The following is a 26,122-nucleotide window of genomic DNA, read 5'->3' on the forward strand; positions in this document are numbered from 1 at the left end:
TGATTGCTAAAGATACTCAATTATTTTTATCTCTCATAATACAGAGTATATCTCTCAAAAATATATAAATTCAAATCGTGAAAAATAAAATCACGCTACCGCCCTTGGCTTAACAGCTACCAATGCACTGCTCTAAAATTCCTGTCTTTTGCTCAACTTAAAAACCCAATAAAAACAAATATTTAAGTCACATTCTTACATGCCTATTGTTTATAAAAACCTAATTCTCATACATCTAAACAGGCATTACAAGAGAAAGGAGTAGGCAAATATGTAATCACATATCATTAATATACCAATCGATACATAAAAATTACGAATTAAGAGATAGTTGAACAATCTCTTGTTTTACCAATTGTTCTAACAGATCAATATGCCCCTCATCGTCGTTCAACGCAGGGATATATTCAAATTTCTCGCCCCCGGCGTGCATGAAAATCTCCCGGTTCTGCTCCTTGATCTCCTCTAGTGTTTCAAGACAATCGGAAGAGAAACCAGGGCAGATCAGCTGAATATGCTTAATACCTTGAGCAGGGAGACTTTTTAATGTCTCGTCGGTATAAGGCGTTAACCAAGGTTCACGACCAAAGCGAGACTGATATGTCATCATGATATTTTCGGCTGGCAACACCAATTTGCCACGTAACGCGCGGCTGGTATCTTCACAGCGTTGTGGATAATCATCCCCCAGTTGAGCATAGCGCTTAGGAATACCATGGAAGGAAAGAATTAGTCTGTCAGGTTTGCCATGCTGCGCAAAAGCACGTTCAACACTTTGCTGTAATGCCGAAATATAGGTGGGATGTTCGGCATAATCACGGATAAAAGAAACTGATGGTAACCGACGATATCCTTTCAGAATACGGGCAACAGCGTCCCACACAGCGGCACTGGTTGAACAGGAATATTGCGGATAAAGCGGCAAAACCACCAGCTTAGTCACACCTTGGGCTAATAACATATCGATAGCATCTGGCAGATTTGGTGAGCCATAACTCATACCTAACTCAACCGGGATCTCTGGCATACGTGCCGCCAATGCTTTCTGCTGCCGTCGACTATAGACCAATAGCGGTGATCCTTCGTCCATCCAGACTGATTGATATAATTTAGCCACGCGAGGAGATCTAATAGGCAAAATGACACCACGTAACAGAGGCCACCACAGCCACGGGGAAGTATCAACCACCCGGCTGTCACTCAGGAACTCAGCCAGATAGCGTTTTACTGCTTGCGGTGTTGGGGCGTCCGGTGTCCCCAAGTTGACCATTAATACGCCGAGCTTACTTTGCATGATGCAAAATCCTTGTGGGGGATATTACGCTTATTATTCGAGCTTACGAATAAGCCTTCAACGAGATCCGTAAAACGAGAAAGGCGACCTTAGGCCGCCTTAGCTATCTTACCATCCAGAATTAACCGAGAATAGTCGCCAGTTCTGCACTGACTTCTGCTACTTTACGGGTTCCGTCCAGCTTAAAATATTGCGTATTGCCTGCATCAGCTTCTTTACGATAGTAAGAAACGAGTGGTGCAGTTTGTTGATGATATTCGATCAGACGTTTGCGAACAGTGGCTTCCTGATCGTCTTTACGAATAGTAAGTTCATCACCTGTTACATCATCTTTATCTTCAACTTTAGGTGGGTTGAATTTAATGTGGTAAACACGGCCTGAAGCAGCATGTACTCGACGCCCGACGATGCGTTCAACAATCAACTCGTCTGGTACAGCGAACTCCAGCACATAATCAACCTTGATACCGGCTTCTTTCATGGCATCAGCCTGAGGAATGGTACGTGGGAACCCGTCTAACAGGAAACCATCACGGCAATCGTCCTGGGTGATACGCTCTTTAACCAATGCGATAACCAGCTCATCAGTAACCAGTTTGCCGGCATCCATTATTTCTTTCGCTTTCAGACCTAACTCAGAACCTGCTTTTACAGCGGCGCGCAACATATCACCAGTAGAGATTTGCGGAATACCGTATTTCTCCATGATGAATTGAGCCTGAGTACCCTTACCAGCGCCCGGAGCGCCCAGCAGAATGATACGCATTGCGTAAATCCCCTTGCTATGTAGTTTTTCTATGTGTTTTTACTTAGAGCCTATCCCATTAGGGCTATTTTATTTGCCATTTTGAACCAAGGCAGTGCTCAGAATCCTCACGTACGATGTGTACGCTCCGGTTCTTCCGCGCTGTCCATGTTCAAACTGGCTGCAACAATGACGCCAACGGGGATAAGCTCTTAAAAAAATCGAAATTGCGGAAAACAAGCAACCATACCATTTTCAGGGGGGTTGGCTCAAGGCGCGCGAGGCCGGTTAGCAGGAGAGAATCAATGACATCCAGGAGAAATAAAAAAATAACCCATTGAAAATAAATAAAAAAACGCCCCAGATAACACATCTATCTGAGGCGTTCTATTACTCAATTAAGCCGTTAATAACTGATTCATTCTGCGGATAAACTGGTTAGGATCATCTAATGTTCCCCGTTCAGCTAGCAGCGATTGATCCAGTAATAACTCTACCCATTCAGCAAACTGAGCATCGTCAGTCACATCAGCAGCGCGTTTAACCAAGCTATGTTCAGGATTTAATTCAAAGATATACTTCACTTCTGGTGCCTGTTGGCCCGCAGCAGCAAACAATTTCGCCATCTGCGTACTCATTTCATCGGCATCAGTCGTCACTATCGCTGGCGTATCCGTCAAACGATGCGTCAGGCGGACATCTTTCACGCGTTCGCCCAGCAGGGTTTTAACCCGCTCAACGAATGGCTCCAGCGCTTTGTCGGCCTCTTGCTGATCTGGACGCTCTTCATCTGCCAGCTTATTCAGTGAGTCATCTGCTTTGCTGACTGACTGGAAAACTTTACCATCAAACTCGGTCAGGTAGCTCATCATCCATTCATCGATGCGATCAGATAACAGCAAGACTTCAATGCCTTTTTTGCGGAACAGTTCCAGATGAGGGCTGTTCTTCGCCGCAGCATAGCTGTCAGCAGTGATGTAATAAATCTTCTCCTGCCCTTCAGTCATACGGCTGACATAATCTTCCAAAGACACTGTCTGCGCTGAGCTGTCGGTATGGGTTGAAGCAAAGCGTAGTAACTTGGCAATAGTTTCTTTATTGCTACCGTCTTCCGCCGGGCCTTCCTTAAGCGCCATACCGAACTGCTGCCAGAACTGCTGATATTTCTCAGCATCATCTTTAGCCAGTTTTTCCAGCATTTGCAGCACACGTTTAGTCAGCGCACTACGTAGATTCTGAGTAATGCGGCTGTCTTGCAGAATCTCACGCGAGACGTTCAGCGGCAGATCATTAGAATCTATTAAACCACGAACAAAACGCAGGTAATTCGGCATGAACTGCTCAGCATCATCCATAATGAACACGCGCTGCACGTAAAGTTTCAAACCATGCTTATGGTCGCGATTCCACATATCCCACGGGGCCTGAGCTGGGATATACAGCAAGCTGGTATACTCCTGCTTACCTTCAACGCGGTTATGGCTCCAACTCATCGGGTCGGTGAAATCATGCGCGATATGTTTATAGAATGCTTTATATTCGTCGTCAGTAATCTCTGCTTTGCCGCGCGTCCATAATGCCTGAGCTTTATTGATTTTCTCCCAGGTGACCGTGCCGTCTTCTTCGTTTTTGCTTTGAATTTCAACTGGCAAAGCAATATGGTCTGAATATTTACTGATGACTGAGCGCAAGCGCCAATCATCCAAATACTCGTCTTCACCTTCACGCAGATGCAGGGTTATCTCTGTACCACGCTCTTCTTTGGTGATATCCGCGATGGTGTAGTCACCCTCGCCTGCCGATTCCCAGAATACGCCAGCATCAGCAGGCGCACCGGCGGCACGGGTACGAACGGTGACTTTATCTGCCACGATAAATGCGGAGTAGAAACCGACACCAAACTGGCCGATTAATTGGCTATCTTTGGCTTGATCTGAACCAATAGACTCAAGGAATGCTTTAGTCCCTGACTTCGCGATGGTACCAAGATTATCAATAACTTCGTCACGGCTCATACCGATGCCGTTATCACTTAGAGTCAAAGTACGCTTTTCTTTATCAAAAGATAAACGCACTCTCAGCTCACCGTCGCCCTCAAATAATTCAGGATTAGACAGCGCGCGGAAACGCAGTTTGTCTGCCGCATCAGAGGCATTAGAGATCAACTCGCGCAAGAAAATTTCTTTATTGGAATAAAGCGAGTGAATCATCAAATGGAGGAGTTGTTTTACTTCAGACTGGAATCCACGGGTTTCTTGACCTTTCATACTCATTAATTACCTCAATCCAAATTACCGACAGGTACATAAAATCGAACAATGAGTATCAGATGGGGCCAATAGGTGAAAGTTTCAAGTATGAGGACAGAAAAAAACAGAGAATCGAGGGCGATTGACTTATTATCCCTAACGAATTTATTCGTAAGATAATCAATAACAAGACTGTCGCCCACAGTAAAGAATGGGATCAATACTTAATAGGATTACGCCCAGCCAGTGAGTGCGATAATGTCGTACCATCAACCATTTCCAGTTCGCCGCCTACGGGTACGCCATGAGCAATACGGCTGGCTAATACGCCATACTGACCACACATCTGGCCGATATAGTTGGCAGTGGCATCCCCTTCTACGGTCGGATTAGTTGCCAAAATGACTTCAGTGATAGTTTCAGTTTCAAGCCGTTTTTCCAGCAAATCCAAACCAATATCGCCAGGGCCAATGCCATCCATGGGAGATAAATGCCCCATCAACACAAAGTAACGCCCACCAAACTGGCCGGTTTGTTCAATAGCATGGATATCTGCCGGGCTTTCGACCACACAGAGTTGGCCATTCTGCTGCCGGCGTGGGTTGGAGCAGATAGTGCAACGGTCTTGCTCGGTAAATGTACGGCAATCAGCACAGTGACCGATTTCGGACATCGCACGAGTCAACGACTGCGCCAGCCGCATTCCACCACTACGATCACGCTGTAGCAGTTGGAATGCCATACGTTGCGCTGATTTCGGGCCAACGCCCGGCAGGCAGCGCAACGCCTCCATTAATGACTCAAGGAGTGGACTGGTTTGCATCAGAACGGCATCTTAAAGCCTGGTGGTAATTGCATACCACTGGAGACCGAAGCCATTTTCTCTTTTTGCGTTTCGTCGATACGACGCGCTGCATCGTTCAATGCCGCAGCAATCAAATCTTCCAGCATTTCTTTATCTTCTTCAACCAATAGGCTTGGGTCAATTTCAACCCGGCGGCAGTTATGCGCCCCATTGATGGTTACTTTTACCAAGCCCGCGCCAGATTCACCGGTAACTTCCAATTTGGCGACTTCTTCCTGCATCTGCTGCATTTTTTCCTGCATCTGCTGGGCTTGTTTCATTAAATTGCCAATACCGCCTTTACCAAACATAGTCATCTCTCATAGCAAGGGGCCGCGTCAGTACACCATGTACTTACCGCAGCGGTTAAACCGGCCGGATACTCTCTTCATCCAATTCTGCATCGAAGAAACGACGCAGTGTCTGAATATTATTATCCGCAATAATCGACTGGCGTGCTTGTGCCAGCTTTTCTTCATAAATGGCCTGCCGCCATTCCAGCGGAGTACGCTCCGCCGGGTTGTCATCTTCGATAACGCTAAGTGTGACAGCATTACCGTGTAATTCACTCAATGCATCAGCCAGCGCCTTTTGTGCCGAAGGCGAATTTAAATGCCGCTGGCTAGAACGCAGGTGAAGGCAAATATTACCCGGTTCTATTTCTTCTTTAAATGCATTCAACGCAAGTTGCTGTACCAATTTCGGAACATGTAGCTTATCTATCTCTGCCGCCCAAGGATCCCGCACCATGGCGTCTTCAGCCAATTTGGCAGAAAGCTCTGGTGTTTTTTCATGCTCTAACGCAGAGCGCAACGCCTTAGGCGTGGTAACTGGCTCAGCTACGACCTCAGACTGATTCTGCGCGGTCCAGCGATAAGCTTCTTTCTTCGCCGGTTTCTTTTCTTCGGTTGATTTAGCGGCCAGACGCTGCTGGCTACGCTCAGTCACCGAAGCTAAACGCTCCAGTGCCGAGGTTGCCGGCCGCGCTTTTCCTGGCGCTGCCGGCTCATTCTTTTTTGGTGTGGTTGTCCCGGATTGTCGCAACAACTGGGTCCGTGCCTGAAGGAGCTGCGCAGTAGAATCTGGCAGCTGAGTACTCACTTCAGCGGCAAGCCCTAGCGGTGGTACATCTTGCGGTGGCCCTGAGTGAGTAGATGCGGGCTGTTGCGTATTTGGGGAGTGCTGCGGTGCATTGTTAGCCACAATCGCTGCTGGCGCACTGACAGATACACTCTGCGGTTCGGCAATTATCGCTTTAGGATGAAAAGCTAACGCTCGCAATAAGGTCATTTCAACCCCCATGCGGCGATCCGGCGCATAAGCCAGCTCTTTGCGGCCCATTAACAGTATTTGATAATATAGCTGGATATCTGTAGGCGGCAATGTGCGGGCCAGTTCGCGTAACCGAGGCTCAACCGTCGCATAGTGATTATCCAACATTGATGGCAGCAGTTGCACCATCGCAATGCGGTGCAGCAAACTTAGGGTTTCGACCAATAAGTTTTCCCAATCGACACCACGTGATGCCGCTTGTTCTACCTGAGCCATCACCCGCGCACCATCAGCACTGACCAGCGCCTCGATAATCGCCAAGGGTTGCTCGTCATCCAGCGTTCCCAGCATTTGACTGACTGTAGCTGTCGTCACATGCCCATCGCCCATCGCAACGGCCTGATCTGTCAGACTAAGCGCATCTCGCATACTGCCATCGGCCGCCCGTGCCAGTAATTGCAATGCTCGCGCATCACTACTGATTTGCTCTGCCAGCAATATTTTTTCAAGCTGCCCACGGATAACCTCAACATCAATCACTTTGAGATGGAATTGCAAACAGCGGGAAAGGATAGTCACCGGCAGTTTCTGAGGGTCCGTAGTCGCCAGCAAGAATTTCACATGAGCTGGCGGCTCTTCAAGAGTTTTTAGTAGCGCATTGAAACTGTGGCGCGACAGCATATGCACTTCATCAATTAAGTACACTTTGAAGCGGCCACGGGCTGGAGCATATTGAACGTTATCCAGCAGTTCTCGGGTATCTTCTACCTTCGTGCGCGAGGCGGCATCTATCTCGATCAGGTCAACAAAACGGCCTTGTTCGATCTCCAGGCAGTTAGCACAGGTACCGCAAGGCGTCGCTGTAATGCCGGTTTCGCAGTTAAGACCTTTGGCTAATAGTCGTGCAATCGATGTCTTGCCAACGCCACGGGTGCCGGAGAATAGATAGGCGTGATGAATTCGCCCTAATGAAAGGCCATTAGCCAGCGCCGTCAGGACATGCTCCTGACCAACGACGTCTGCGAACGTTTGGGGGCGCCACTTACGGGCAAGGACCTGATAGCTCATTAATACTTCATCATTGATTTATAAAGAATAATTTAATCACCAGTAAAAAAACCACTATTTAACCTACATATATTAAGTGGTTTGTTTTTGAACACATTAACCCGAATAGCTACAGGTTGAATCTTAGTGTACCAGTACGCCCATCGTCATTCCCACAAATTTACTTTGTGGAAGTAGAGTTGTCGATTCTTTGTACCCTGCGATGCCGTAATAATCCCGTTCTTATTTCCTTTCTGACTCTCCCCCATGTTGAAAGAATCGATATTGCCAGCAATGAATTTTACAACGGTGGCCTGTTCATTTTTATTCCACAATCTGGATGTTATGCTGGCAATCTATTGTGAAATACCGGCCTTAGTACGATCGGAAATTTGCTCTGACAGGTAACGGAGATTAGCAGAGTGTAAAGTTGCTTCCCTGACTGCTGGATTTTGCATGGTATTCAATCAGTGCCGATGCCTAGGCTATCAAGAAGTTATAGTTAATAATCAGCGGCACCCAGTTTTGGTCAATTAACAATGGACGGATTTATGACAAGTAAAAAAAGAGGGATGGGCTATATTGCTATCGTCGTTGATGATTACGATAAAGCGATTGAATTTTATACCGAAAAGTTAGGTTTTTTTCTGCGAGAAGATGAGGCACAACCAGGGAAACGTTGGGTGTCGGTTTCGCCGACAGAAGACAGTGAGTGTCGTTTATTGCTAGCTCGGGCATCCAATGACCATCAAACTGCGTTTATTGGTAATCAATGCGGTGGTCGAGTATTCCTTTTTCTTGAGACAGATAACTTCTGGCGTGATTATGAGTTGATGAAATCAAAAGGAGTGACATTCTGCGAAGAACCTCGCAAAGAGGAATATGGCATGGTGGTTGTATTCGAAGATATTTACGGTAATCGCTGGGATCTCTACCAAAAATAGTGAGTATAATTAGTGCGTTAGGAAAACAATAATGATAAGAATCATCTCGGTGAGAAGTCACCCTGAGTATAAAGATCAATCTATCCGCTATTTTCAGAATAAGTGGGCCACGGAAGAGACTAAAATGCTTTATCAGGATTGCATCAGTCTTTGTATTGCAGCTAAAAATCCTTTACCTCAATGGTATTTGATGGAAATGAATAATGAAATTATTGGTTGCGCTGGATTAATCACCAATGATTTTATTAGCCGTATGGATCTGTACCCTTGGTTATGTGCGCTTTATATTGAAGAGCAACACCGGGGGTATGCTTATGGTGAATTACTGATCAGGCATATTGCTAAAGAAACCAAACAATTAGGTTTTGATACACTACATTTATGTACTGACCATATCGGGTTCTACGAAAAGTATGGTTTTACTTTTACTGGATTGGGTTATCACCCATGGGGCGAGTCTTCACGTATTTATTCGCTGCCACTCTAATAAGTGAATGGCAGTTTGCATTGATAATATTTTCCCGATATTCATCGAATAATCTGACGGTCACGGTTGATGACCACCAGATTGTTATGCCTACCATCTTTCAGTCCAGAGTGCTGTTGGCTGCTTTCATTCACCCAAATCATCTACCTGGGTAAGTTTATCGGGATATATTCACTTGCAGCCTATCTGCAACTCCACATTCTTTGGGGATAAAATCAATGCCCGCTGAACGAGACCAAACTATAGCAAGTGATACCTTGCTGAGTCAGACGCGCTTCGCCGCCCAATTCAGGTAAATCAATCACAAATGCAGCGTCAGTCACGACGCCACCCAGCCGACGGATGAGCTTAACCGTTGCCTCGATTGTGCCGCCGGTAGCCAGCAAATCGTCAATCACTAAGACATTATCGCCCGGTTTAATGCTATCGGTGTGGATCTCAAGTTTGTCCGTGCCATACTCCAACTCATAGCTTTCGCTGATAGTTTCCCGCGGTAATTTACCGGGTTTACGCACCGGAACAAAACCGACACCCAGCGACAGGGCTACCGGAGCACCAAACAGAAAGCCGCGAGCTTCAGTACCCACTACTTTGGTCACGCCTTTACCCAGATAGCGCTCTACCAGCAATTCGATGCTAGCGGCATAGGCTAATGGATCTTCTAGCAAGCTGGTCACATCACGAAACAGTATTCCCGCTTTTGGATAATCGGGGATGGTTTTGATACTGTCTTTAATATATTGAAGCTGTTGTGCTGTATTAGGTGCAGTAGCGGTCATAATTTGTGCCTGATAAAACTGCTGTACATACTTAAGCGCGGCCAGTCGATGTTAAATGGCATCGGCTGAGTAACTTAGTCTCACTATCGATAATACTCCGATAGTTTAAGTCACTGCATCCTTAACATTAAGGATGCAACGAGGGATTACCCCGCGCACGAAAACGCTCAAATCTATGCAAACTGGCACTAAAATGCAACTAGTGTGAATTGCTCAGCGCCGTTTTTGTTGCGATAGGTCAATAACTGGCATTCGCCACATAAAGGTCAACAGTAGGGTTAACATAATAAGTAATATGCCTCTCACCCACCAGATTTTCACCAACCAAAGTGAAACAGCAAATGTAAGTATGGTAACCAGTATTGCCTTCCATTTAGTGCCCACAGGCAATGCTCGATGTTGTTGCCAGGTACGTATATAGCTACCAAACCATGAACGGTAGAGCAACCAGTGATGAAATCGCGGGGAGGATCGTGCAAAACACCAGGCGGCCAACAGCAAAAACGGTGTGGTGGGTAACAGAGGAAGCACGACACCTAACGTTGCCAATATCACCGCCAGCCAACCCAAGGTTATCAAAAACCAACGAGACATAAGCTCCCTTTATCATCACTTTAATAAAGCGTTATCATTAACCCATGCGTTGAACATCATCAATAGATATTCTTGCCATTATTTGCACCAGACGTCGGTATCTATTTTATTTACCCTCCTCCAAGCTTGTATCTGCCGCCATTCGAAGGCAAGCTGGCGGGAAATGCCAAGGAGAAGCGCCATGAGTACGGAAAAATTATTGCAGGTGCTTGAAAGTCAAATTGAAGCGCTGTCAGCGCAAGTTGGCCCTCAGGCAAACATTCCCTCTCAGCAAGCCCGTTTTGATCTAAAGCTGTTTGGTAATCATGGCAACCGTTTCCGCGATTATCTACAGGAAATACGTAAAAATATGGCACAACTAAAGCAGGTGGTTGCTGATAATCGCACACAACAGGTTGCTTTTCTCGCTGAAAAACTGGTTGCCCAGATTTCTGCATTGCAAAGAGAATTGGCGACACAAAAATTAAGAAAATCCAATCCTGAACCTCGGGATAATAAATTGGACCCTTACCATAAGCTGGCTGAACATCAAGATTATGAACGGCGAATATTGGCCATGATTCAGGATAGAGAGAGCCAACTTGGTAAGCAAAGTTTGTTATCTGAGCAGCAGAAAATACAGAAAGAGCTAGCGGCACTCGAGGGGCGCCTAATGCGCTGCCGGCAGGCGTTGATAAGAATAGAACGCAGTATTGAGAAAAAAGAGAACGGTTTTTGAATATTTGTCACATTTTTTGAATCATTGAGATTCCGACAGCAAATAGTTCTCTATAATGTTTATGCCCGCCCTCTTTCAAGTGCAGATGTTGACGGCTTGCGTTCACCCGAATTACTGACTGGTGTCAGTTAATCGGGATTACCTGGCTTACCGCTTTCCAGCATGTTGAAATCTAGTGGGTATATAGGTTGAATCAGGTCAGGTGGAACCCAGGTACGATATTCACACCCGACTTCCCGATTAACTGCAAATCAAATGTTGGTCAGATTATGTCAGTTGAAAAAGCTCCACCAGAACTGCAACTGGCAGTAGATCTTATCTATCTGCTGGAATGCAATGAGATAGCGCCCGAGACAGCACTGGCGGCGTTAGCGATCGTGCAACTTGATTATCAGCGTAAGCTCCGCCGTCAAAACTCAGATTGAAGATATCACTTCTGCTGTTTAGCCAAGGCGATACACTAACGTGTCGCCTTAGTGATGCAGGTATATTACCCGACCTGTAGAGACTCCATCAGTAATGGTGCGCTACTGCCTATACAGCCTAATACCTTAAGCAAGCGGCTTATTGATATCCGGTAAGTCAGGCTTAGTATCTCCCAATTCCGATTGCTCAGCCGGTAAGCCCTGTTTATCAAGCGGGCGACTGACTTCCTGAATCTCGGTACCATCTGGTTTGTGCAGATACACTTCCAACTGGTTAAAGGCGATATTAATGTCATTATCACGACATAACTTATCAATAGCCCTGTTCAATTCATCCACCGTATAGCTGCGATCTCTCAATTCACGAACATACAGGCGTAACTCATGATCAAGAGTGCTGGAACCGAAGTTTAGGAAGAAGACTTGCGGTTCAGGATCAACCATAACTCGTGGATTCTCATGGGCGGCTTGTAACAGTACATCTTTTACTTTCGCCAGATCAGAACCATAGGCGACACCCACTTTAATGATGATGCGCGTAATGGTATCTGACAGTGACCAGTTGATCAGGCGCTCGGTAACAAATGCTTTGTTCGGAATAATGACTTCTTTACGATCAAAATCGGTAATTGTCGTCGCACGGATGCGTATCTTGCTGACATTCCCCGAAAAAGTACCAATGGTAATGGTATCGCCGATACGAACGGGCCGCTCAAACAGAATAATCAAACCGGATACAAAGTTGGCAAAGATTTCCTGCAAGCCAAACCCCAAACCAACAGACAATGCCGCCACTAACCATTGCAATTTATCCCACGAAACACCGAGCGAACTTAACGCGGTTATCCCACCGACCGCCGTGATGAGATAAGTCAGAATGGTGGTGATGGCATAAGAAGTGCCTTGGCGCAGTTGCAGGCGCGACAATACCACAACCTCAAGTAAGCCCGGCAAGTTACGAGTCAGAACATAGGCAACCACCAATGCCATCAAAGCCACCAGCATATTCCCCAAGGTCACAGCCTGCGCGACGCTAGCACCAGCGACTGTTGAGGTGTAATGCCACAAAGAGATACTGTCCAGATAGGAAATAACCGTTATCAGGTCCGCCCAAATCCAATAGAAACAAGTGGCAAAAATCAGGAAGAGCGCCATCGTTGTCAGGCGTAATGACTGTTGGTTAATTTGGTCCAAGGCTAATGGCGGCTCTTCAACCGGCTCACCACCTTCAGCCCCCTCTTTCACCAAACTTTGCCGCCGGGCAATGGCCCTACGATAGGCCAAACGCCGCGCGGCTACCCCTAAACCTCGAATTGCCGTCAGGTAAACGATATTCCACAGGAACAATAAGTACAGGCTATCAATCCAGCGACCAGCCAGTTGCAGTGTCGTATAAAAATATCCTGCCATCATTAAGCCAATCAATATGATGGGGGTTACCGCAACCGCAGTCACAATCACCAACCGCACCGCATGGGAATCTTTTTCACGCCAACTATCGCGGCAGAATGGATAGACAAACAGGGCCAGCAGTGCCAATGCAATAACAATAACAATTTGCCCGATGACATCATCGACCAATCGAAGTGGACTTTTCTCTCCCAGTTCCGACCAGAATATCACCGGCAACAATGCCCCCCCTAATCGCACCATTTGGCGGCGATAATGCGCGCATCGGTCAGCCGCAATCATAAAGTGTCGCTCGGTAATTCCCCCTGGCGAGAGCATACGATAGGTCAGATCAAATATTAGCCAGAACAGCGCCAAACGTTGGAATAAGCTCCAGAGGAAATCACTAAGATTAAAGTCTGAACGCAGGCACCAATAGCCAATACCTAGGATAATTAAGGCCCCAGGCAAGACTTTCAGTAAAGTGAGCATAATGGCATTTGGCGTATGCATTTGGCTGTCGTGCTTGAGTTGCCCGACGTCAGCCGCCAACCTATCCAAATGTTTATTAATGATGTTATAGCGTGATCGGATCACCCCCACCACAATCAACATGGGTAGTAAGAACACCACTGATTTGATCAACCCCGCTAACACATCCCCCGGTGACAGGGTAAAGTGAAAATTGCTCAGTTCAGCTTTAAGTGCGCCCGGTAAGGCTTTTAGCCAAGACCAGTCCATCGGTTTATTGCTACTGACCCAAAAAATCTGCTGTGTCAGAGTATGTTGCAGTGATTCATTGACGCTGAGCAACTGCTGTTGGTTAATTTGCAGATTGATAGCCAATGTCAGTTGGTTACCCAACTGTTTATTCAACTGATCCAGTAGCTCACGGCGGATATCAACAATTTGCCCCAGCGCGTCTTCTACATCAGGACTGATCTTCTCTTTACTGTCATTCATCAGGGTTTGGATATAGTCATCCCCCTGGAATAGCTGGTCACGTTGCTGATTTATTTCAAATTGCTCCAAGCGCAAGTCAGCAATACGTGGCCCCATATTGGTTATCAAACCCGCAGCCGGTAAATTGAGCTGCTGTTGATACAAGATACGCGAAAGCAACAAGCTACCGCGTAATACGGTAATTTGTTCTTTTAAGTTACGTTCCGATTGCAGCGCGCGATCCAGCCAGTTTTTAACTCTGATATTCTGTTGTACCAGGGTGTTGCCTTCTTTCGTGGCATTAATCAGGCGCTGACTTAATTCTTTGTTAATCGTCAGTTCTCGGCTAACTAACGGATCATTTTGAATATCAGTTGCATCATTAGGTGCTTGCGCTTCTTTGGCTGTTTTTTCTGATAGGATTAATCGTTTGCCGCTGACCACCTCTTGCAGTAGCTGTACGTAGCGCTCCAGTTGGTTTATGTGCGCAGTAGTGTAATCCCGTTGTTTTTGCAGTAAATCCTGTAAGGTGGTGTTAGCTTCCAGATTTTTACGTTGCAAATCCAACTGCGCATTTAACATCACCTGCTCAGTCAATAACTCTTGCTGCTGGGTTGGACGCAGAACCTCTTGATTTGGCGCTAATCCATTGAGTTGATTGCGAATCTGCATTAAACGCATTGATGCGTTATACATTGCACTCTGCACCCGTTCGGGCTGAGTTTGCAGGGCAATTAACTGGCTATTATAAGCGGAGAGGTCTTCCTGAGCTGATTGTAAATCATCCAGCGTTTCATTTAGACGTGATTCCAATTGGCGCAGCGAATAATTCGCCAATGACTCCCGGGTCAGCGGGTCAGCGGTACTATTCTTAAGCGCATCCAGCCCCTCTGTCGCCTGCCGTAATTTTGCGGGAGCTTGTGCCAGTTGTTGTTTAAGTTGACTGGCCTCTTGCTTGGTACGCTCAATGGTATCAAGGTATTCCAACGTTTTAGTCAGATCCTGCTGTGATAACTTTTCCGCTGGCGACAATATTTTTTGTTTTGATAGTGTATCCAGTTGGCTTAATACCTCAGTGCGGGTCGGCACATCAATATTGATTCCAGATGCAAAAGTCGATGGCAAAGATATAAAGGCAATTATAAGCAGGATAAGCATTGTCTGAAGGCGTAATAAAAATGCCCCCACTGACGTCATGACTGGCATGGATAAGGGTAAAGAATATTGATTATGGGATCTGCTGCTCATATTTGAACTTCATTTCAACAGAGAGGCTGAAATCCTATCACGTTCAGTCTCGAGTCATAATAAGAAAAATCTTTCAGAGCGTGAATAGCTGTAATAATGCGGGCTGTTACGCAGTTGTTGTTGAATAGGATGTAACAACCAGCAATATCAGTTGATTCAGGGAAGAGTAATAATCCCCTTATTACTTAGAACGTGAGAACTTTATCAGCGGCTAACGTCCATTGAGCCAACTCAACCAAAGTACCGATTTCTGCACCATCAACCAGCGTTAACCCAGTCACACCACGGGCATCGGCGCAAGTTTTGCATAATTTAACCGGAACATTCTGTGCTGTAAGAATCTCTAGCATCTGCTGTAAATTGTAACCTTCACGTGGTTGTTGCCCGTTAAGACCAGCAATGACGGCATCAGACATTAAAAAAAGGCGTAAATCGAGATCGGCTTGTTGTTCTTTTAACGCAATAGATAAACGCAGAGCATTAAATAATGACTCATGGCCATAGGCGGCCCCATTCGCAATCACAACCAGTGAACTACTCATATAAACCTCCAGTTAATCCGATGCTTTGTTATTTAACCCTTTTCGCAACGAAAGACTATGGCCTAGCATCTCCAGATAGGCATCAATTAATACCGGTGCCTCTTGTTTTATATCAAAACTTTCTGGCATAAAGAGCCAGTTTTCCATCAAACCTGTAATATAAGCTTTCATGATAATCGCAGCTCGACGAGTATCAAGGTTGACGGGCAATTGATTTGCATCAATACAGTCTTGCAAAACCGATTCAATTCGCTCATAACTAGCTAAATCAAGAACTTTACGCGCGTCATGGACTGAGGTCATCTCACCGATAAACTCACATTTATGGAATACAATCTCCATTAGTGCACGGCGTCGGCAATCCTCACGCGTAGAAACAAGAACATAGATGAGTATTTCACGCAGGATGCGGAGTGGATTATCGGGATATTTTGCCTGATACTCTAATTCGAGCTGATCAATTTTAGACTCTGATAACTCCCAAACTTCGTTAAACAGGTCTACCTTATTCTTGAAGTGCCAATAAATTGCGCCTCGGGTTACGCCTGCGGCGGCGGCAATATCAGTAAGTGAAGTGCCGGAAACGCCATGCGCAGAAAACTCCCGCACTGCGGCATCAAGAATTTGTTGCCGGGTCTCTTCGGCTTGCTGTTTGGTTTTTCGTGCCATAGCGTTGTTTTTTCGAGGGGGTGCGATTTACATACATTCACGAATGTATGTACCATAGCACGCACATATAATTTACGCAGCAATGGGTTTTAAAGCTTGTGATCCATTGAATTAAATTAAAAATCGGACACTTGAGGTTTATCTATGAGCAAAAACAGAGGGGTAATGCCTCTGGCTGCAATTCTGGTACTTTCAGGCAGCTTAGTACTTATAGGATGTAATGATAAAGATGCGGCGCAAGCCCATGCTCAACAGGCACCTGAAGTCGGTATTGTGACATTGAAAGCAGCACCACTGAATATCACAACCGAACTACCGGGCCGCACGTCCGCATTCCGTGTTGCAGAAGTTCGCCCACAAGTTAGCGGGATCATTCTTAAACGTAACTATGTTGAAGGCAGTGATGTCACCGCCGGAACATCACTTTATCAAATTGATCCAGCCACATATCAGGCCGCTTATGACAGCGCCAAAGGTGATTTAGCGAAAGCACAAGCTGCCGCTGAAATTGCCCGCCTGACAGTGAATCGCTACAAACCATTACTGGGTACCAATTACATCAGTAAGCAAGAGTATGACCAGGCTGTGTCTGACTCAATGCAAGCTAATGCGAGTGTTCTGGCAGCAAAAGCGGCGGTAGAAACAGCGCGTATTAACCTGGCATATACTCAGGTTACGTCGCCAATCAGTGGGCGTACCGGTAAATCTTCAGTTACTGAAGGTGCATTGGTGACCAGTGGTCAGGCAACGGCAATGACCACAGTTCAGCAACTTGATCCGATGTATGTCGATGTGACTCAATCAAGCGATGAATTCTTGCGCCTGAAAAAAGAGCTGGCTGATGGCACGCTCAAGCAAGAAAACGGCAAGGCCAAGGTTCGCTTGTTACTGGAAAACGGCTCTGAATACGCACAAACCGGTACTCTGGAATTCTCTGGTGTCACCGTCGATGAAACGACCGGTTCAATTACTATCCGTGCCATCTTCCCTAACCCGAACGAGGCGCTGCTGCCTGGCATGTTTGTTCGTGCCCGTTTGGATGAAGGTGTCAGACCTGATGCACTGTTGGTGCCTCAACAAGGTGTGACGCGTAACCCACGTGGCGAAGCTACTGCTATGGTTGTCGGCGCAGATGACAAAGTTGAAATGCGCACGCTGGTTGCTAATCAGGCCATTGGTAATAAATGGTTGGTTACTGAAGGATTGAAAGCAGGCGACCGCCTGATTGTTTCCGGCTTGCAGAAAATCAGACCGGGCGTGCAGGTAAAAGTGCAGGAAGTTACTGACCCGGCGCAAAAAGCAGCTCCGGCTGATACAGCGAAGAAGTCTTAAAAGGAGCCGGTAATTCATGGCTAAGTTCTTTATAGATCGCCCTATTTTCGCTTGGGTTCTCGCCATCATTCTGATGTTGGCTGGTGCACTTGCGATAATGAAATTACCCGTTGCGCAATATCCAACCATTGCGCCACCGGCAATTACAATCTCCGCCAACTATCCTGGCGCCGATGCGACTACTGTTCAGAATACAGTTACGCAGGTTATCGAACAGAACATGAACGGTATCGATAACCTGCTGTATATGTCTTCCAGCAGTGATTCCTCCGGTAACGTTCAGTTGACGTTGACCTTTAACTCAGGCACTGACCCAGATATCGCTCAGGTTCAGGTCCAGAACAAACTGCAATTAGCTATGCCATTACTGCCGCAAGAAGTGCAGCAGCAGGGCGTGAGCGTTGAAAAGTCCAGTAGTAGCTTCCTCATGGTTGCCGGCTTTATTTCTGAAGACGGCACCATGAAACAAGAAGATATCGCGGACTATGTGGGTTCTAACGTTAAAGATCCAATTAGCCGTACCGCCGGTGTGGGTGACGTTCAGTTATTTGGTTCCCAATACGCAATGCGTATCTGGATGGATCCGCATAAACTGAATAATTTCAAACTGACACCGGTTGATGTTATTAATGCCATTAAAGTACAGAACAATCAGGTCGCAGCAGGCCAGTTAGGGGGGACTCCACCCGTACCTGGTCAAGAGCTGAACTCATCAATCATTGCGCAGACCCGTTTAACCAACGCAGAAGAATTCAGCCAGATCTTGCTGAAAGTGAATACTGATGGTTCGCAGGTTCGCCTGAAAGATGTGGCTATCGTTCAACTGGGTGCTGAAAGCTATAACATCATCGCCCGTTATAATGGTAAACCTGCGGCAGGTATCGGTATTAAACTGGCAACCGGTGCTAACGCCCTGGACACCTCTGCTGCAGTAAAAGCTGAACTGGCGAAATTACAACCCTTCTTCCCGAATGGGTTGAAAGTGGTTTATCCGTACGACACCACCCCATTCGTTAAAATCTCTATTAACGAAGTGGTTAAAACACTGGTTGAAGCCATCATTTTGGTGTTCCTGGTAATGTATCTGTTCTTGCAGAACTTCCGGGCAACATTGATTCCAACGATTGCAGTACCGGTCGTATTGCTGGGTACTTTCGCTATTCTCTCCGCCTTTGGCTATTCGATAAACACCCTAACGATGTTCGGGATGGTGTTGGCGATAGGTCTATTGGTAGATGACGCCATCGTGGTGGTAGAGAACGTCGAACGTGTGATGCAGGAAGAAGGGCTACCGCCGAAAGAAGCCACCAAAAAGTCTATGGAGCAAATCCAGGGCGCATTGGTGGGGATCGCGATGGTACTGTCGGCAGTATTTATCCCGATGGCCTTCTTTGGCGGCGCAACCGGGGCGATTTATCGTCAGTTCTCTATCACCATTGTTTCAGCCATGGTGCTCTCGGTTCTGGTGGCATTGATTCTGACACCCGCACTGTGCGCGACAATGCTGAAACCTATCACCAAAGGTGAACATGGGCCGAGTACCGGCTTCTTCGGTTGGTTTAACCGCATGTTCGAGAAAAGCACCCATCACTACACTGACAGCGTTGCCAACATTTTGCGCAGCACTGGCCGTTATCTGCTGATCTATCTGCTGATAGTGATTGGTATGGGCGTGTTGTTCCTACGCTTGCCGACATCATTCTTACCAGAAGAAGATCAGGGTGTATTCCTGACCATGGTGCAAATGCCTGCGGGTGCGACGCAAGAACGTACTCAGAAAGTGCTAAATCAGGTTACTGACTATTATCTCGACAAAGAAAAAGACGTGGTTAACTCTGTATTTACCGTTAACGGCTTCGGTTTCAGTGGTCAGGGTCAGAACACGGGTCTGGCATTCGTCAGTCTGAAAAACTGGGATGAGCGTCCGGGAGAACAGAACAAAGTTCCAGCAATTGTCGGCCGCGCATCTGCTGCCTTCTCGCAAATCAAAGACGGTTTGGTCTTCGCCTTTAACTTGCCAGCGATTGTGGAGTTGGGTACTGCTACCGGCTTTGACTTCCAGTTAATTGATCAGGGTAACGTCGGCCATCAGAAATTAACTGAAGCGCGTAACCAACTGCTCGGTATGGCGGCGCAACACTCAGATATGCTGGTCGGTATGCGGCCGAACGGACTGGAAGATACACCTCAGTTCAAAGTGGAAGTTGATCAGGAAAAAGCACAGGCTCTTGGTGTTTCGATTTCCGATATCAATACCACGCTCGGTTCAGCAATGGGCGGCAGTTACGTAAACGACTTTATCGACCGTGGTCGTGTGAAGAAAGTTTATGTACAAGCTGATGCGCCTTTCCGTATGTTACCGGGTGATATCGATAAGTGGTATGTCCGTAACAACGCCGGTCAGATGGTATCGTTTAATACCTTCTCCACCGCGAAATGGGAATACGGCTCACCTCGACTTGAACGTTATAACGGTCTGCCATCCATGGAAATTCTGGGTCAGGCAGCACCGGGTAAAAGTACCGGTGAGGCAATGGACCTGATGCAGGACTTGGCATCTAAATTGCCAAGCGGCATCGGTTATGACTGGACCGGCATGTCTTATCAAGAACGTCTGTCAGGTAACCAGGCTCCCGCGTTGTATGCCATCTCACTGATTGTGGTGTTCTTATGTCTGGCTGCGCTGTATGAAAGCTGGTCGATTCCATTCTCAGTTATGTTGGTGGTACCGCTGGGTGTTGTGGGCGCGTTACTGGCGGCCTCTCTGCGTGGGCTCAATAACGACGTTTACTTCCAGGTAGGCTTATTGACCACTATCGGACTATCGGCCAAGAACGCCATCTTGATTGTTGAGTTTGCTAAAGACTTAATGGACAAAGAAGGGAAAGGTTTGGTGGAATCAACCTTGGAAGCAGTACGTATGCGTCTGCGACCAATTCTGATGACGTCATTAGCCTTTATTCTAGGGGTTCTGCCACTGGTTATCAGTAGTGGTGCAGGTTCTGGTGCACAGAATGCGGTAGGTACAGGTGTTATGGGCGGGATGGTAACCGCGACTGTACTGGCTATCTTCTTTGTTCCGGTCTTCTTCGTGGTGGTTCGCCGTCGCTTTAGTCGAAAAAGCGAAGATGTAGAACACTCGCATGCGGTTGACCATAAGGCCAAGTAAACCTTACGTCACCACAATTGATGAAATACATCATTAAGAAAACCCGCAGACTTAGGTTTGCGGGTTTTTTATTTTCTGTACTTGAAACTCAAAAGTGAATAGCGCATAATTATTGTTATAGTATAACATAACAATTGGAGTTTTTATGAAACCTGGCATCCACCCTAACTACCGGACAGTGGTTTTTCACGACACCAGCGCAGATACCTATTTCACCGTGGGTTCCACCATTGCCACAGCACGCACCATTGAGCGCGATGGGCAGACCTATCCTTATGTCACGCTGGATATCTCCTCAGCCTCACATCCGTACTACACCGGTAAACAAAAAGAGTTCTCCAAAGAAGGCAGTACTGCGCGCTTCAATCAACGTTTTGGTCGCTTCTTGACTAAAAAAGCCAGCTAATCCTGAGAGTTAACTATGCAAGTATTGAGTTCATTACGTTCAGCTAAAAACCGTCATCCCGATTGTAAAATCGTTCATCGTCGTGGTCGGGTATACGTTATTTGTAAAAGTAACCCACGTTTCAAAGCGGTTCAGGGAGGGACTCATAAGAAGCGTTGATTTTGATTTGGTCTTTAGCCCATCAGTTGATGGTATTGATAAGCCCCGTTGCTGCCCAACGGGGCTTTTTCATGTTAAAGAAGAGAGTTATCAACCAAGGTCAAGTACTCAGCCTCTGACCAAAATCAAAGACTGAGCGCTAGCCACTTTGTTTATTGGTTTATAGTTACTTCATACTGTTCACAATGGTATCTACATTGTGTTTAAAAGCTTCAGCATAGGTTGCTGCCGGGCCACCGGTTGCAGATAAGGCTTCAGGGTAAAGCTCCCCACCAGCTTTAGCACCACTGGCTGCGGCAATCTGTTTTACTAAACGCGGATCAGTCTGATTTTCAATAAAATACGTTTTTATTTTCTCTTGTTTGATCTGTTTAATTAGCGCGGCTACATCGCTGGCACTGGCTTCAGCCTCAGTGGAGAATCCGACGGGCGATAAGAAGTTAACCCCATACTCTTGGCTAAAATAGCCGAAAGCATCATGGCTGGTCAGGACCTTACGCTTATCCATCGGGATCGTGGCAAATTGAGCTTTCGCATAAATATCCAGTTTTTCCAATTGCTGAATGTATTCTCCACCACGTTTACGGAAATAATCAGCATCCTCAGGATCGGCGACAATCAATGCATTCATTACGTTGTTGGCATACTTGATACCATTCGCCATGCTGTTCCATGCGTGGGGGTCCGTCACCCTCTTTCCCTCATCATCCATTTTACGCGTATCGATCCCGGTAGAGGCGACAACGACCTGCCCTTTATAGCCAGAAGCACTGATCAAACGCTCCAACCACCCTTCAAGCCCTAGCCCGCTGATAAACACCACATCAGCGTTAGATAACTGTTTACTATTTTTCGGCATTGGTTCAAAACTATGGGGGTCCCCATCCGGGCCGACCAATGTCACCACATTGACATGCTCGCCCCCCACCTGCTGGACGATATCGCCTAAAATAGAAAAACTGGCTACAGCTTCAACAGTTTTTGCCATCGCCAATGGGCTAGACAGTAGGGCAGCTACCGCCAAACTAATAGGTAAACGCTTCATTTAACTCTCCTTTAACGACCGGTACTTCTTAACGGCGCGCGGTTGCTAAAACACCACCACGCGTTCCAAATAGAATAGATACAAAGAAAATCAGGCTGGCACTAAGGACTATTGCCGGCCCGGCAGGTAACGAGGCGTAATAAGACCACAACAAGCCGACAAAACTGGCAACTATGCCGATGGCCATGGCAATACCTAATGTATGAGGGAGATTTTTGGCCCAAAAACGGGCACTGGCAGCAGGCAACATCATTAATCCTACCGACATCAGGGTGCCAAGAATCTGAAATCCGGCGACCAGATTGATAACCACCAGCGATAAAAACAGAGCGTGGACCACCATCAGCCAGCGCCCCATACTGACCCGTAGAAAGACAGGGTCGAATGACTCAATCACCAGTGCGCGATAAATCGCCGCTAAAGCCAACATCGAAACCGTCGTAATAACGCCGACCATGGTCATGGCACTGACATCAACAGCCAAAATAGAACCAAATAACACATGAAGCAGATCCATGCTCGAGCCACGTAGAGAGACCAGCGTGACCCCCAACGCCAGCGAGCCCAGATAAAAACCGGCAAAGCTGGCATCTTCTCTTAATAGTGTTCGTCGGCTGACCCAGCCGGACAACATAGCAACCGCTAATCCGGCAATAAACCCACCCACGCCCATTGCCACCAGTGACATTCCTGAAATGAGGTAACCGATAGCCGCTCCCGGCAATACCGCGTGAGATAGGGCATCCCCCACCAGGCTCATTCGCCGTAATAACAAGAAAACCCCTAAAGGAGCTGAACTGAGTGACAAAGCCAGACAGGCGACTAATGCCCGCCGCATAAAGCCAAAATCGACAAAAGGATCAGCAAATAAATGGAACAATGTCATCAGTTGATAACCCTTTGCTGTTCGGGTTGAGGAGCCAGAGAAGAGAGTGCGCAAGATGAGCTGTGGCAGTGATGCCATTGCGCCAGAACCTGTGCAGATGAGTCCCAACAGTTACCAAGAGGTGCCAACCACAAGGCGCGGGGGAAATGCTCAGCGACCATCGACATATCGTGTAAGACAGCAATAATTGTCCGCCCCTCATCCTGTAACCGATGAATAACATCGAGTAACAGCCGCACGGTTTGGCTATCAATACCGGTAAAAGGCTCATCCAGTAATATCAGTTGTGCCTGTTGCACTAAAAGACGGGCAAACAGCACCCGTTGCAACTGCCCGCCAGAAAGCTCACCAACGGGTTGGCGCGCCATTTCCTGCATACCGACGGTGTTTAATGCCTTTTTGATTCGTTGCCGTGATTGATGATTAATGCCCCCTAGTAGCCCACTTTGTGGCCAGCCCCCCATCGCCACGACATCCTGAACGACAATGGGGAACTGTTTATCTAACTCAGCTTGCTGTGGGAGATAGGCTATTTGAGGGTGCACTTCTCCGGTAAAAGTTATTTCCCCCATCACTGCGGGTTGTAAATCTGCCAATGTTTTAAGTAGGGTTGATTTACCCGCTCCATTTGCCCCAATGATGGCCGTGAGAGACCCGGCAGTAAAACCACCATCAATTGGCGGGGTAAGTGCATGCCGATCATATCCAATCTCAATATTTCTCAACTTTATCATGGCAATATATTCGCCCAATAAATAGCTCCCCACAGCAGCAAGCAAAGTAAGGCGACTCCGCTGATACGCTGTAATGACGAAAGTGAGAACAATGTCCAGTAGGAAGGCAGGGTTAACCGGGTAAGGAAAGCGTGTTTATTCATAGTAGAACAGAGCATGTGTTTTTATGTGATACATTATAACATCACATAAAATTATTAAATTCAAGAAAACATCATGATTGACGGGTTTTAAAAGTAACAAGTTTTAGCACGCTAGCCCCACCGCCCTCAGTAAACGGAAGCAAACCTGCCGCTAATGGCAAACCAGACAGCGCAAACATGCTTAGTAACAGTAAATTAAACAATTTTTACTGTTACTCCACTGGTGAGGTCAGGCAGGGTTTTGGTATTCTAACCTCAACATTGTTCGGTAATGCTCGCAAAACGATAAATTACACAATAGAAAACAGGTAATATCCTCCCCTGCTCTTGACCAAACCCGCTGAGCATTCTAGGTTAATAGAGAGTAGTTAAATTAATCGTGAGTAATAACCCTAAATATGAAGAACCCTATTTAGACTGCGTTATTTTATAGGAAGAGCGTGTTATTGAAAGCAAGTGCGTCAAATAACATCACAACATGTAGCTGATAGTATTAGTTGAAAAAATCTCATTAAATTTGATTTTTTTGATTCAAATCATGCTCGTAGTTGCTGAAAAACAAATGCCAAAGCATTTTTTGTTACAATAGCGATACAGGAATGAATTAATCTTGCCACCATGAGCGGACAATTAATGAACAATGAAATAGCTGGGGACTTCACCTCAGGGTGTTACGCGATTTCATTACTCAAGAGTGTTATCAGCAATAATATCCGTGAAATTGAAGGAAGTTTGGTTTCCGGCTTAATGTATTATTCGGAAAATGCCAGGTACACGGCGGGTTCATTAGAAATTCTTGATATTTCTCACGTAGAAGATAACTGTTATTCAATGACTTACTGTTATCAATGGCATATCTTTAACCCCTGTTTGGATATCAATACTGAAGAATCCTTAACCCGTGCTGTAACATTTATTGTACATCCAGAAAAAATCACTTTTGATATAATTAACAATGACAGGCCCTCAACCGCTGACGAATTGTAAGATTAAGTAATAAAGTTGCGCGGTGAGCGAAGAAATGATTTATATTCATATCAAGACAAGTTTATTTACGTTAACGATAAGCTTCTACGTTTATATGATTATCTATCTACTCACATTGTGTTATCAACACCGAATTAAGACTTTACGGAGGGGATGATATGGATGAGTACTCGCCTAAACGGCATGACATTGCCCAGTTGAAGTTTCTATGTGAGAACTTGTATGATGAAGGCATTGCTACCCTTGGCGACAGCCATCATGGGTGGGTAAATGACCCAACATCTGCCGTAAATCTGCAACTCAATGATTTGATCGAGCATATAGCTTCATTTGTGATGAGTTTTAAAATAAAATACCCGGATGACGGCGACCTTTCAGAGTTAGTGGAAGAATATTTAGACGATACATATACTTTGTTTAGTAGTTACGGGATCAATGATCCTGAATTGCGGCGCTGGCAAAAAACCAAAGAGCGTTTATTCAGACTTTTCTCAGGAGAATACATCTGTACCCTGATGAAAACTTAAGGGATAGTTTCCCTATATTAATTTGTATATCGAGAAGAAAAACCACCATGACAAAAACTGACTACCTGATGCGTTTAAGAAAATGTACGACTATTGATACATTGGAACGTGTAATTGAAAAGAATAAGTATGAGCTTTCCGATGATGAGTTGGAATTATTTTACTCAGCGGCAGACCATCGCCTGGCTGAACTCACAATGAATAAGCTTTATGATAAAATCCCACCTACGGTTTGGCAACATGTGAAATAGTCTGCTTAACGCTGGTTAAGACACACAACGTTGAGCCGATAGTCGTTATCGGCTTCAATGAACCAGGCGATTTGTTCGTGTTTTAATTTGAGATAAATGTCTTGATAGGCCCACGGTATTGAAGGTTAACTTGAATCCCGCGTTATTGCATATCAGGATTTAGGTAAAATCCAGTGAGTTATCAGCAGAATGGAAGGGCATTTAAGTCAAAGTGCTTGGTCCGTTTTATTTATTAAAATTCACTCTTACCGCTAATAATTTCAAAATATTATTAATCCTTTGCTAAATCTTAAAT

The 26,122-nt window shown here is 46.1% G+C and carries 25 protein-coding genes and 1 other annotated feature; of the genes, 11 read left to right on the top strand and 14 right to left on the bottom strand.

Annotated features, from left to right (window positions below; translation table 11 throughout):
* Window positions 1-313: 313 nt before the first annotated feature.
* The 6 genes from hemH to dnaX form a co-directional block, all read right to left on the bottom strand.
* The gene (hemH, locus tag V2A85_RS10395) at window positions 314-1,297 is read right to left on the bottom strand and encodes a ferrochelatase (protein WP_420071377.1); all 984 of its coding nucleotides are present in this window, start codon (window positions 1,295-1,297) and stop codon (window positions 314-316) included.
* A gap of 118 nt (window positions 1,298-1,415) precedes the next feature.
* The gene (gene adk, locus V2A85_RS10400) at window positions 1,416-2,060 is read right to left on the bottom strand and encodes an adenylate kinase (protein WP_083159957.1); all 645 of its coding nucleotides are present in this window, start codon (window positions 2,058-2,060) and stop codon (window positions 1,416-1,418) included.
* A 377-nt stretch (window positions 2,061-2,437) separates the two neighbouring features.
* Window positions 2,438-4,306: a molecular chaperone HtpG gene (gene htpG, locus V2A85_RS10405; protein WP_372559842.1), complete on the bottom strand. Its 1,869-nt coding sequence runs from the start codon at window positions 4,304-4,306 to the stop codon at window positions 2,438-2,440.
* A gap of 199 nt (window positions 4,307-4,505) precedes the next feature.
* Window positions 4,506-5,111 carry a recombination mediator RecR gene (recR, locus tag V2A85_RS10410; protein WP_083159961.1) on the bottom strand — a complete coding sequence of 202 codons (606 nt, stop codon included), beginning with the start codon at window positions 5,109-5,111 and terminating at the stop codon, window positions 4,506-4,508.
* Window positions 5,111-5,443, bottom strand: a complete 333-nt coding sequence (locus V2A85_RS10415; RefSeq protein WP_019081276.1) for a YbaB/EbfC family nucleoid-associated protein — start codon at window positions 5,441-5,443, stop codon at window positions 5,111-5,113. The genes recR and V2A85_RS10415 overlap by 1 nt, the downstream gene beginning before the upstream one ends.
* A gap of 55 nt (window positions 5,444-5,498) precedes the next feature.
* Window positions 5,499-7,472, bottom strand: coding sequence for a DNA polymerase III subunit gamma/tau (gene dnaX / locus V2A85_RS10420; protein ID WP_420071373.1), 1,974 nt, complete (start codon window positions 7,470-7,472; stop codon window positions 5,499-5,501).
* Window positions 6,105-6,168 (bottom strand) — a sequence feature (DnaX frameshifting element). (Overlaps the previous gene by 64 nt.)
* Window positions 7,473-8,002: 530 nt before the next feature.
* On the opposite strand from dnaX, the gene V2A85_RS10425 reads away from it, so the two are divergent.
* Both V2A85_RS10425 and V2A85_RS10430 read left to right on the top strand, forming a co-directional pair.
* The gene (locus tag V2A85_RS10425; protein WP_372558216.1) at window positions 8,003-8,395 is read left to right on the top strand and encodes a VOC family protein; all 393 of its coding nucleotides are present in this window, start codon (window positions 8,003-8,005) and stop codon (window positions 8,393-8,395) included.
* Window positions 8,396-8,426: 31 nt separating this feature from the next.
* On the top strand, window positions 8,427-8,882 hold the full coding sequence (locus tag V2A85_RS10430; RefSeq protein ID WP_372558215.1) for a GNAT family N-acetyltransferase: 456 nt from the start codon (window positions 8,427-8,429) through the stop codon (window positions 8,880-8,882).
* A 215-nt stretch (window positions 8,883-9,097) separates the two neighbouring features.
* Here the strand turns inward: V2A85_RS10430 and apt are convergent, their stop codons facing one another.
* Both apt and V2A85_RS10440 read right to left on the bottom strand, forming a co-directional pair.
* Window positions 9,098-9,661, bottom strand: a complete 564-nt coding sequence (apt, locus tag V2A85_RS10435) for an adenine phosphoribosyltransferase (protein WP_083159969.1) — start codon at window positions 9,659-9,661, stop codon at window positions 9,098-9,100.
* 213 nt (window positions 9,662-9,874) lie between these two features.
* Window positions 9,875-10,255 carry a DUF454 family protein gene (locus tag V2A85_RS10440; protein ID WP_372558214.1) on the bottom strand — a complete coding sequence of 127 codons (381 nt, stop codon included), beginning with the start codon at window positions 10,253-10,255 and terminating at the stop codon, window positions 9,875-9,877.
* A gap of 181 nt (window positions 10,256-10,436) precedes the next feature.
* Between V2A85_RS10440 and priC the strand changes: the two genes are divergently transcribed.
* Both priC and rsmS read left to right on the top strand, forming a co-directional pair.
* A complete protein-coding gene (gene priC, locus V2A85_RS10445) occupies window positions 10,437-10,973 on the top strand; it encodes a primosomal replication protein PriC (protein ID WP_372558213.1) in 537 nt (178 codons plus the stop codon).
* A 269-nt stretch (window positions 10,974-11,242) separates the two neighbouring features.
* Window positions 11,243-11,398, top strand: a complete 156-nt coding sequence (gene rsmS, locus V2A85_RS10450) for a pleiotropic regulatory protein RsmS (RefSeq protein WP_050086075.1) — start codon at window positions 11,243-11,245, stop codon at window positions 11,396-11,398.
* A gap of 126 nt (window positions 11,399-11,524) precedes the next feature.
* On the opposite strand, the gene mscK is transcribed toward rsmS, so the two are convergent.
* From mscK to acrR, 3 genes are all read right to left on the bottom strand, one after another.
* Window positions 11,525-14,977: a mechanosensitive channel MscK gene (gene mscK, locus V2A85_RS10455; protein WP_372558212.1), complete on the bottom strand. Its 3,453-nt coding sequence runs from the start codon at window positions 14,975-14,977 to the stop codon at window positions 11,525-11,527.
* Between the two features lie 185 nt (window positions 14,978-15,162).
* On the bottom strand, window positions 15,163-15,519 hold the full coding sequence (locus tag V2A85_RS10460) for a DsrE/DsrF/TusD sulfur relay family protein (protein ID WP_083159977.1): 357 nt from the start codon (window positions 15,517-15,519) through the stop codon (window positions 15,163-15,165).
* A 12-nt stretch (window positions 15,520-15,531) separates the two neighbouring features.
* Window positions 15,532-16,188, bottom strand: coding sequence for a multidrug efflux transporter transcriptional repressor AcrR (gene acrR, locus V2A85_RS10465; protein ID WP_372558211.1), 657 nt, complete (start codon window positions 16,186-16,188; stop codon window positions 15,532-15,534).
* Between the two features lie 144 nt (window positions 16,189-16,332).
* On the opposite strand from acrR, the gene acrA reads away from it, so the two are divergent.
* The 4 genes from acrA (at window position 16,333) to ykgO (ending at window position 21,254) form a co-directional block, all read left to right on the top strand.
* A complete protein-coding gene (acrA, locus tag V2A85_RS10470; RefSeq protein WP_372558210.1) occupies window positions 16,333-17,520 on the top strand; it encodes an efflux RND transporter adaptor subunit AcrA in 1,188 nt (395 codons plus the stop codon).
* 16 nt (window positions 17,521-17,536) lie between these two features.
* Window positions 17,537-20,689: an efflux RND transporter permease AcrB gene (gene acrB / locus V2A85_RS10475; RefSeq protein WP_372558209.1), complete on the top strand. Its 3,153-nt coding sequence runs from the start codon at window positions 17,537-17,539 to the stop codon at window positions 20,687-20,689.
* A gap of 145 nt (window positions 20,690-20,834) precedes the next feature.
* Complete coding sequence (locus V2A85_RS10480; protein ID WP_372558208.1) at window positions 20,835-21,095, top strand: type B 50S ribosomal protein L31; 261 nt, start codon at window positions 20,835-20,837, stop codon at window positions 21,093-21,095.
* Window positions 21,096-21,110: 15 nt separating this feature from the next.
* Complete coding sequence (gene ykgO / locus V2A85_RS10485) at window positions 21,111-21,254, top strand: type B 50S ribosomal protein L36 (protein WP_038402146.1); 144 nt, start codon at window positions 21,111-21,113, stop codon at window positions 21,252-21,254.
* A 166-nt stretch (window positions 21,255-21,420) separates the two neighbouring features.
* On the opposite strand, the gene V2A85_RS10490 is transcribed toward ykgO, so the two are convergent.
* The 3 genes from V2A85_RS10490 to V2A85_RS10500 are packed head-to-tail and all read right to left on the bottom strand — an operon-like array spanning window position 21,421 to window position 23,919.
* The gene (locus V2A85_RS10490; RefSeq protein WP_420071374.1) at window positions 21,421-22,299 is read right to left on the bottom strand and encodes a metal ABC transporter substrate-binding protein; all 879 of its coding nucleotides are present in this window, start codon (window positions 22,297-22,299) and stop codon (window positions 21,421-21,423) included.
* A gap of 28 nt (window positions 22,300-22,327) precedes the next feature.
* Window positions 22,328-23,185: a metal ABC transporter permease gene (locus V2A85_RS10495; protein ID WP_420071378.1), complete on the bottom strand. Its 858-nt coding sequence runs from the start codon at window positions 23,183-23,185 to the stop codon at window positions 22,328-22,330.
* A complete protein-coding gene (locus tag V2A85_RS10500) occupies window positions 23,185-23,919 on the bottom strand; it encodes a metal ABC transporter ATP-binding protein (RefSeq protein ID WP_420071375.1) in 735 nt (244 codons plus the stop codon). Before V2A85_RS10500 ends, V2A85_RS10495 begins: the two co-directional genes overlap by 1 nt.
* Before the next feature lie 776 nt (window positions 23,920-24,695).
* Here V2A85_RS10500 and V2A85_RS10505 point away from each other — a divergent pair.
* From V2A85_RS10505 to ymoA, 3 genes are all read left to right on the top strand, one after another.
* Window positions 24,696-25,049: a hypothetical protein gene (locus tag V2A85_RS10505; RefSeq protein ID WP_420071376.1), complete on the top strand. Its 354-nt coding sequence runs from the start codon at window positions 24,696-24,698 to the stop codon at window positions 25,047-25,049.
* Between the two features lie 158 nt (window positions 25,050-25,207).
* Window positions 25,208-25,576 carry an Hha toxicity modulator TomB gene (gene tomB, locus V2A85_RS10510; protein ID WP_083159993.1) on the top strand — a complete coding sequence of 123 codons (369 nt, stop codon included), beginning with the start codon at window positions 25,208-25,210 and terminating at the stop codon, window positions 25,574-25,576.
* Window positions 25,577-25,623: 47 nt separating this feature from the next.
* Entirely contained in the window at window positions 25,624-25,827 is a 204-nt protein-coding gene (gene ymoA / locus V2A85_RS10515) for an expression modulating protein YmoA (RefSeq protein WP_002208622.1), read from the top strand.
* Window positions 25,828-26,122 lie beyond the last annotated feature (295 nt).

This window comes from Yersinia sp. 1252 StPb PI (genome assembly GCF_048593885.1).
In the GTDB taxonomy this organism is placed as follows: Bacteria; Pseudomonadota; Gammaproteobacteria; order Enterobacterales; family Enterobacteriaceae; genus Yersinia; species Yersinia enterocolitica_E.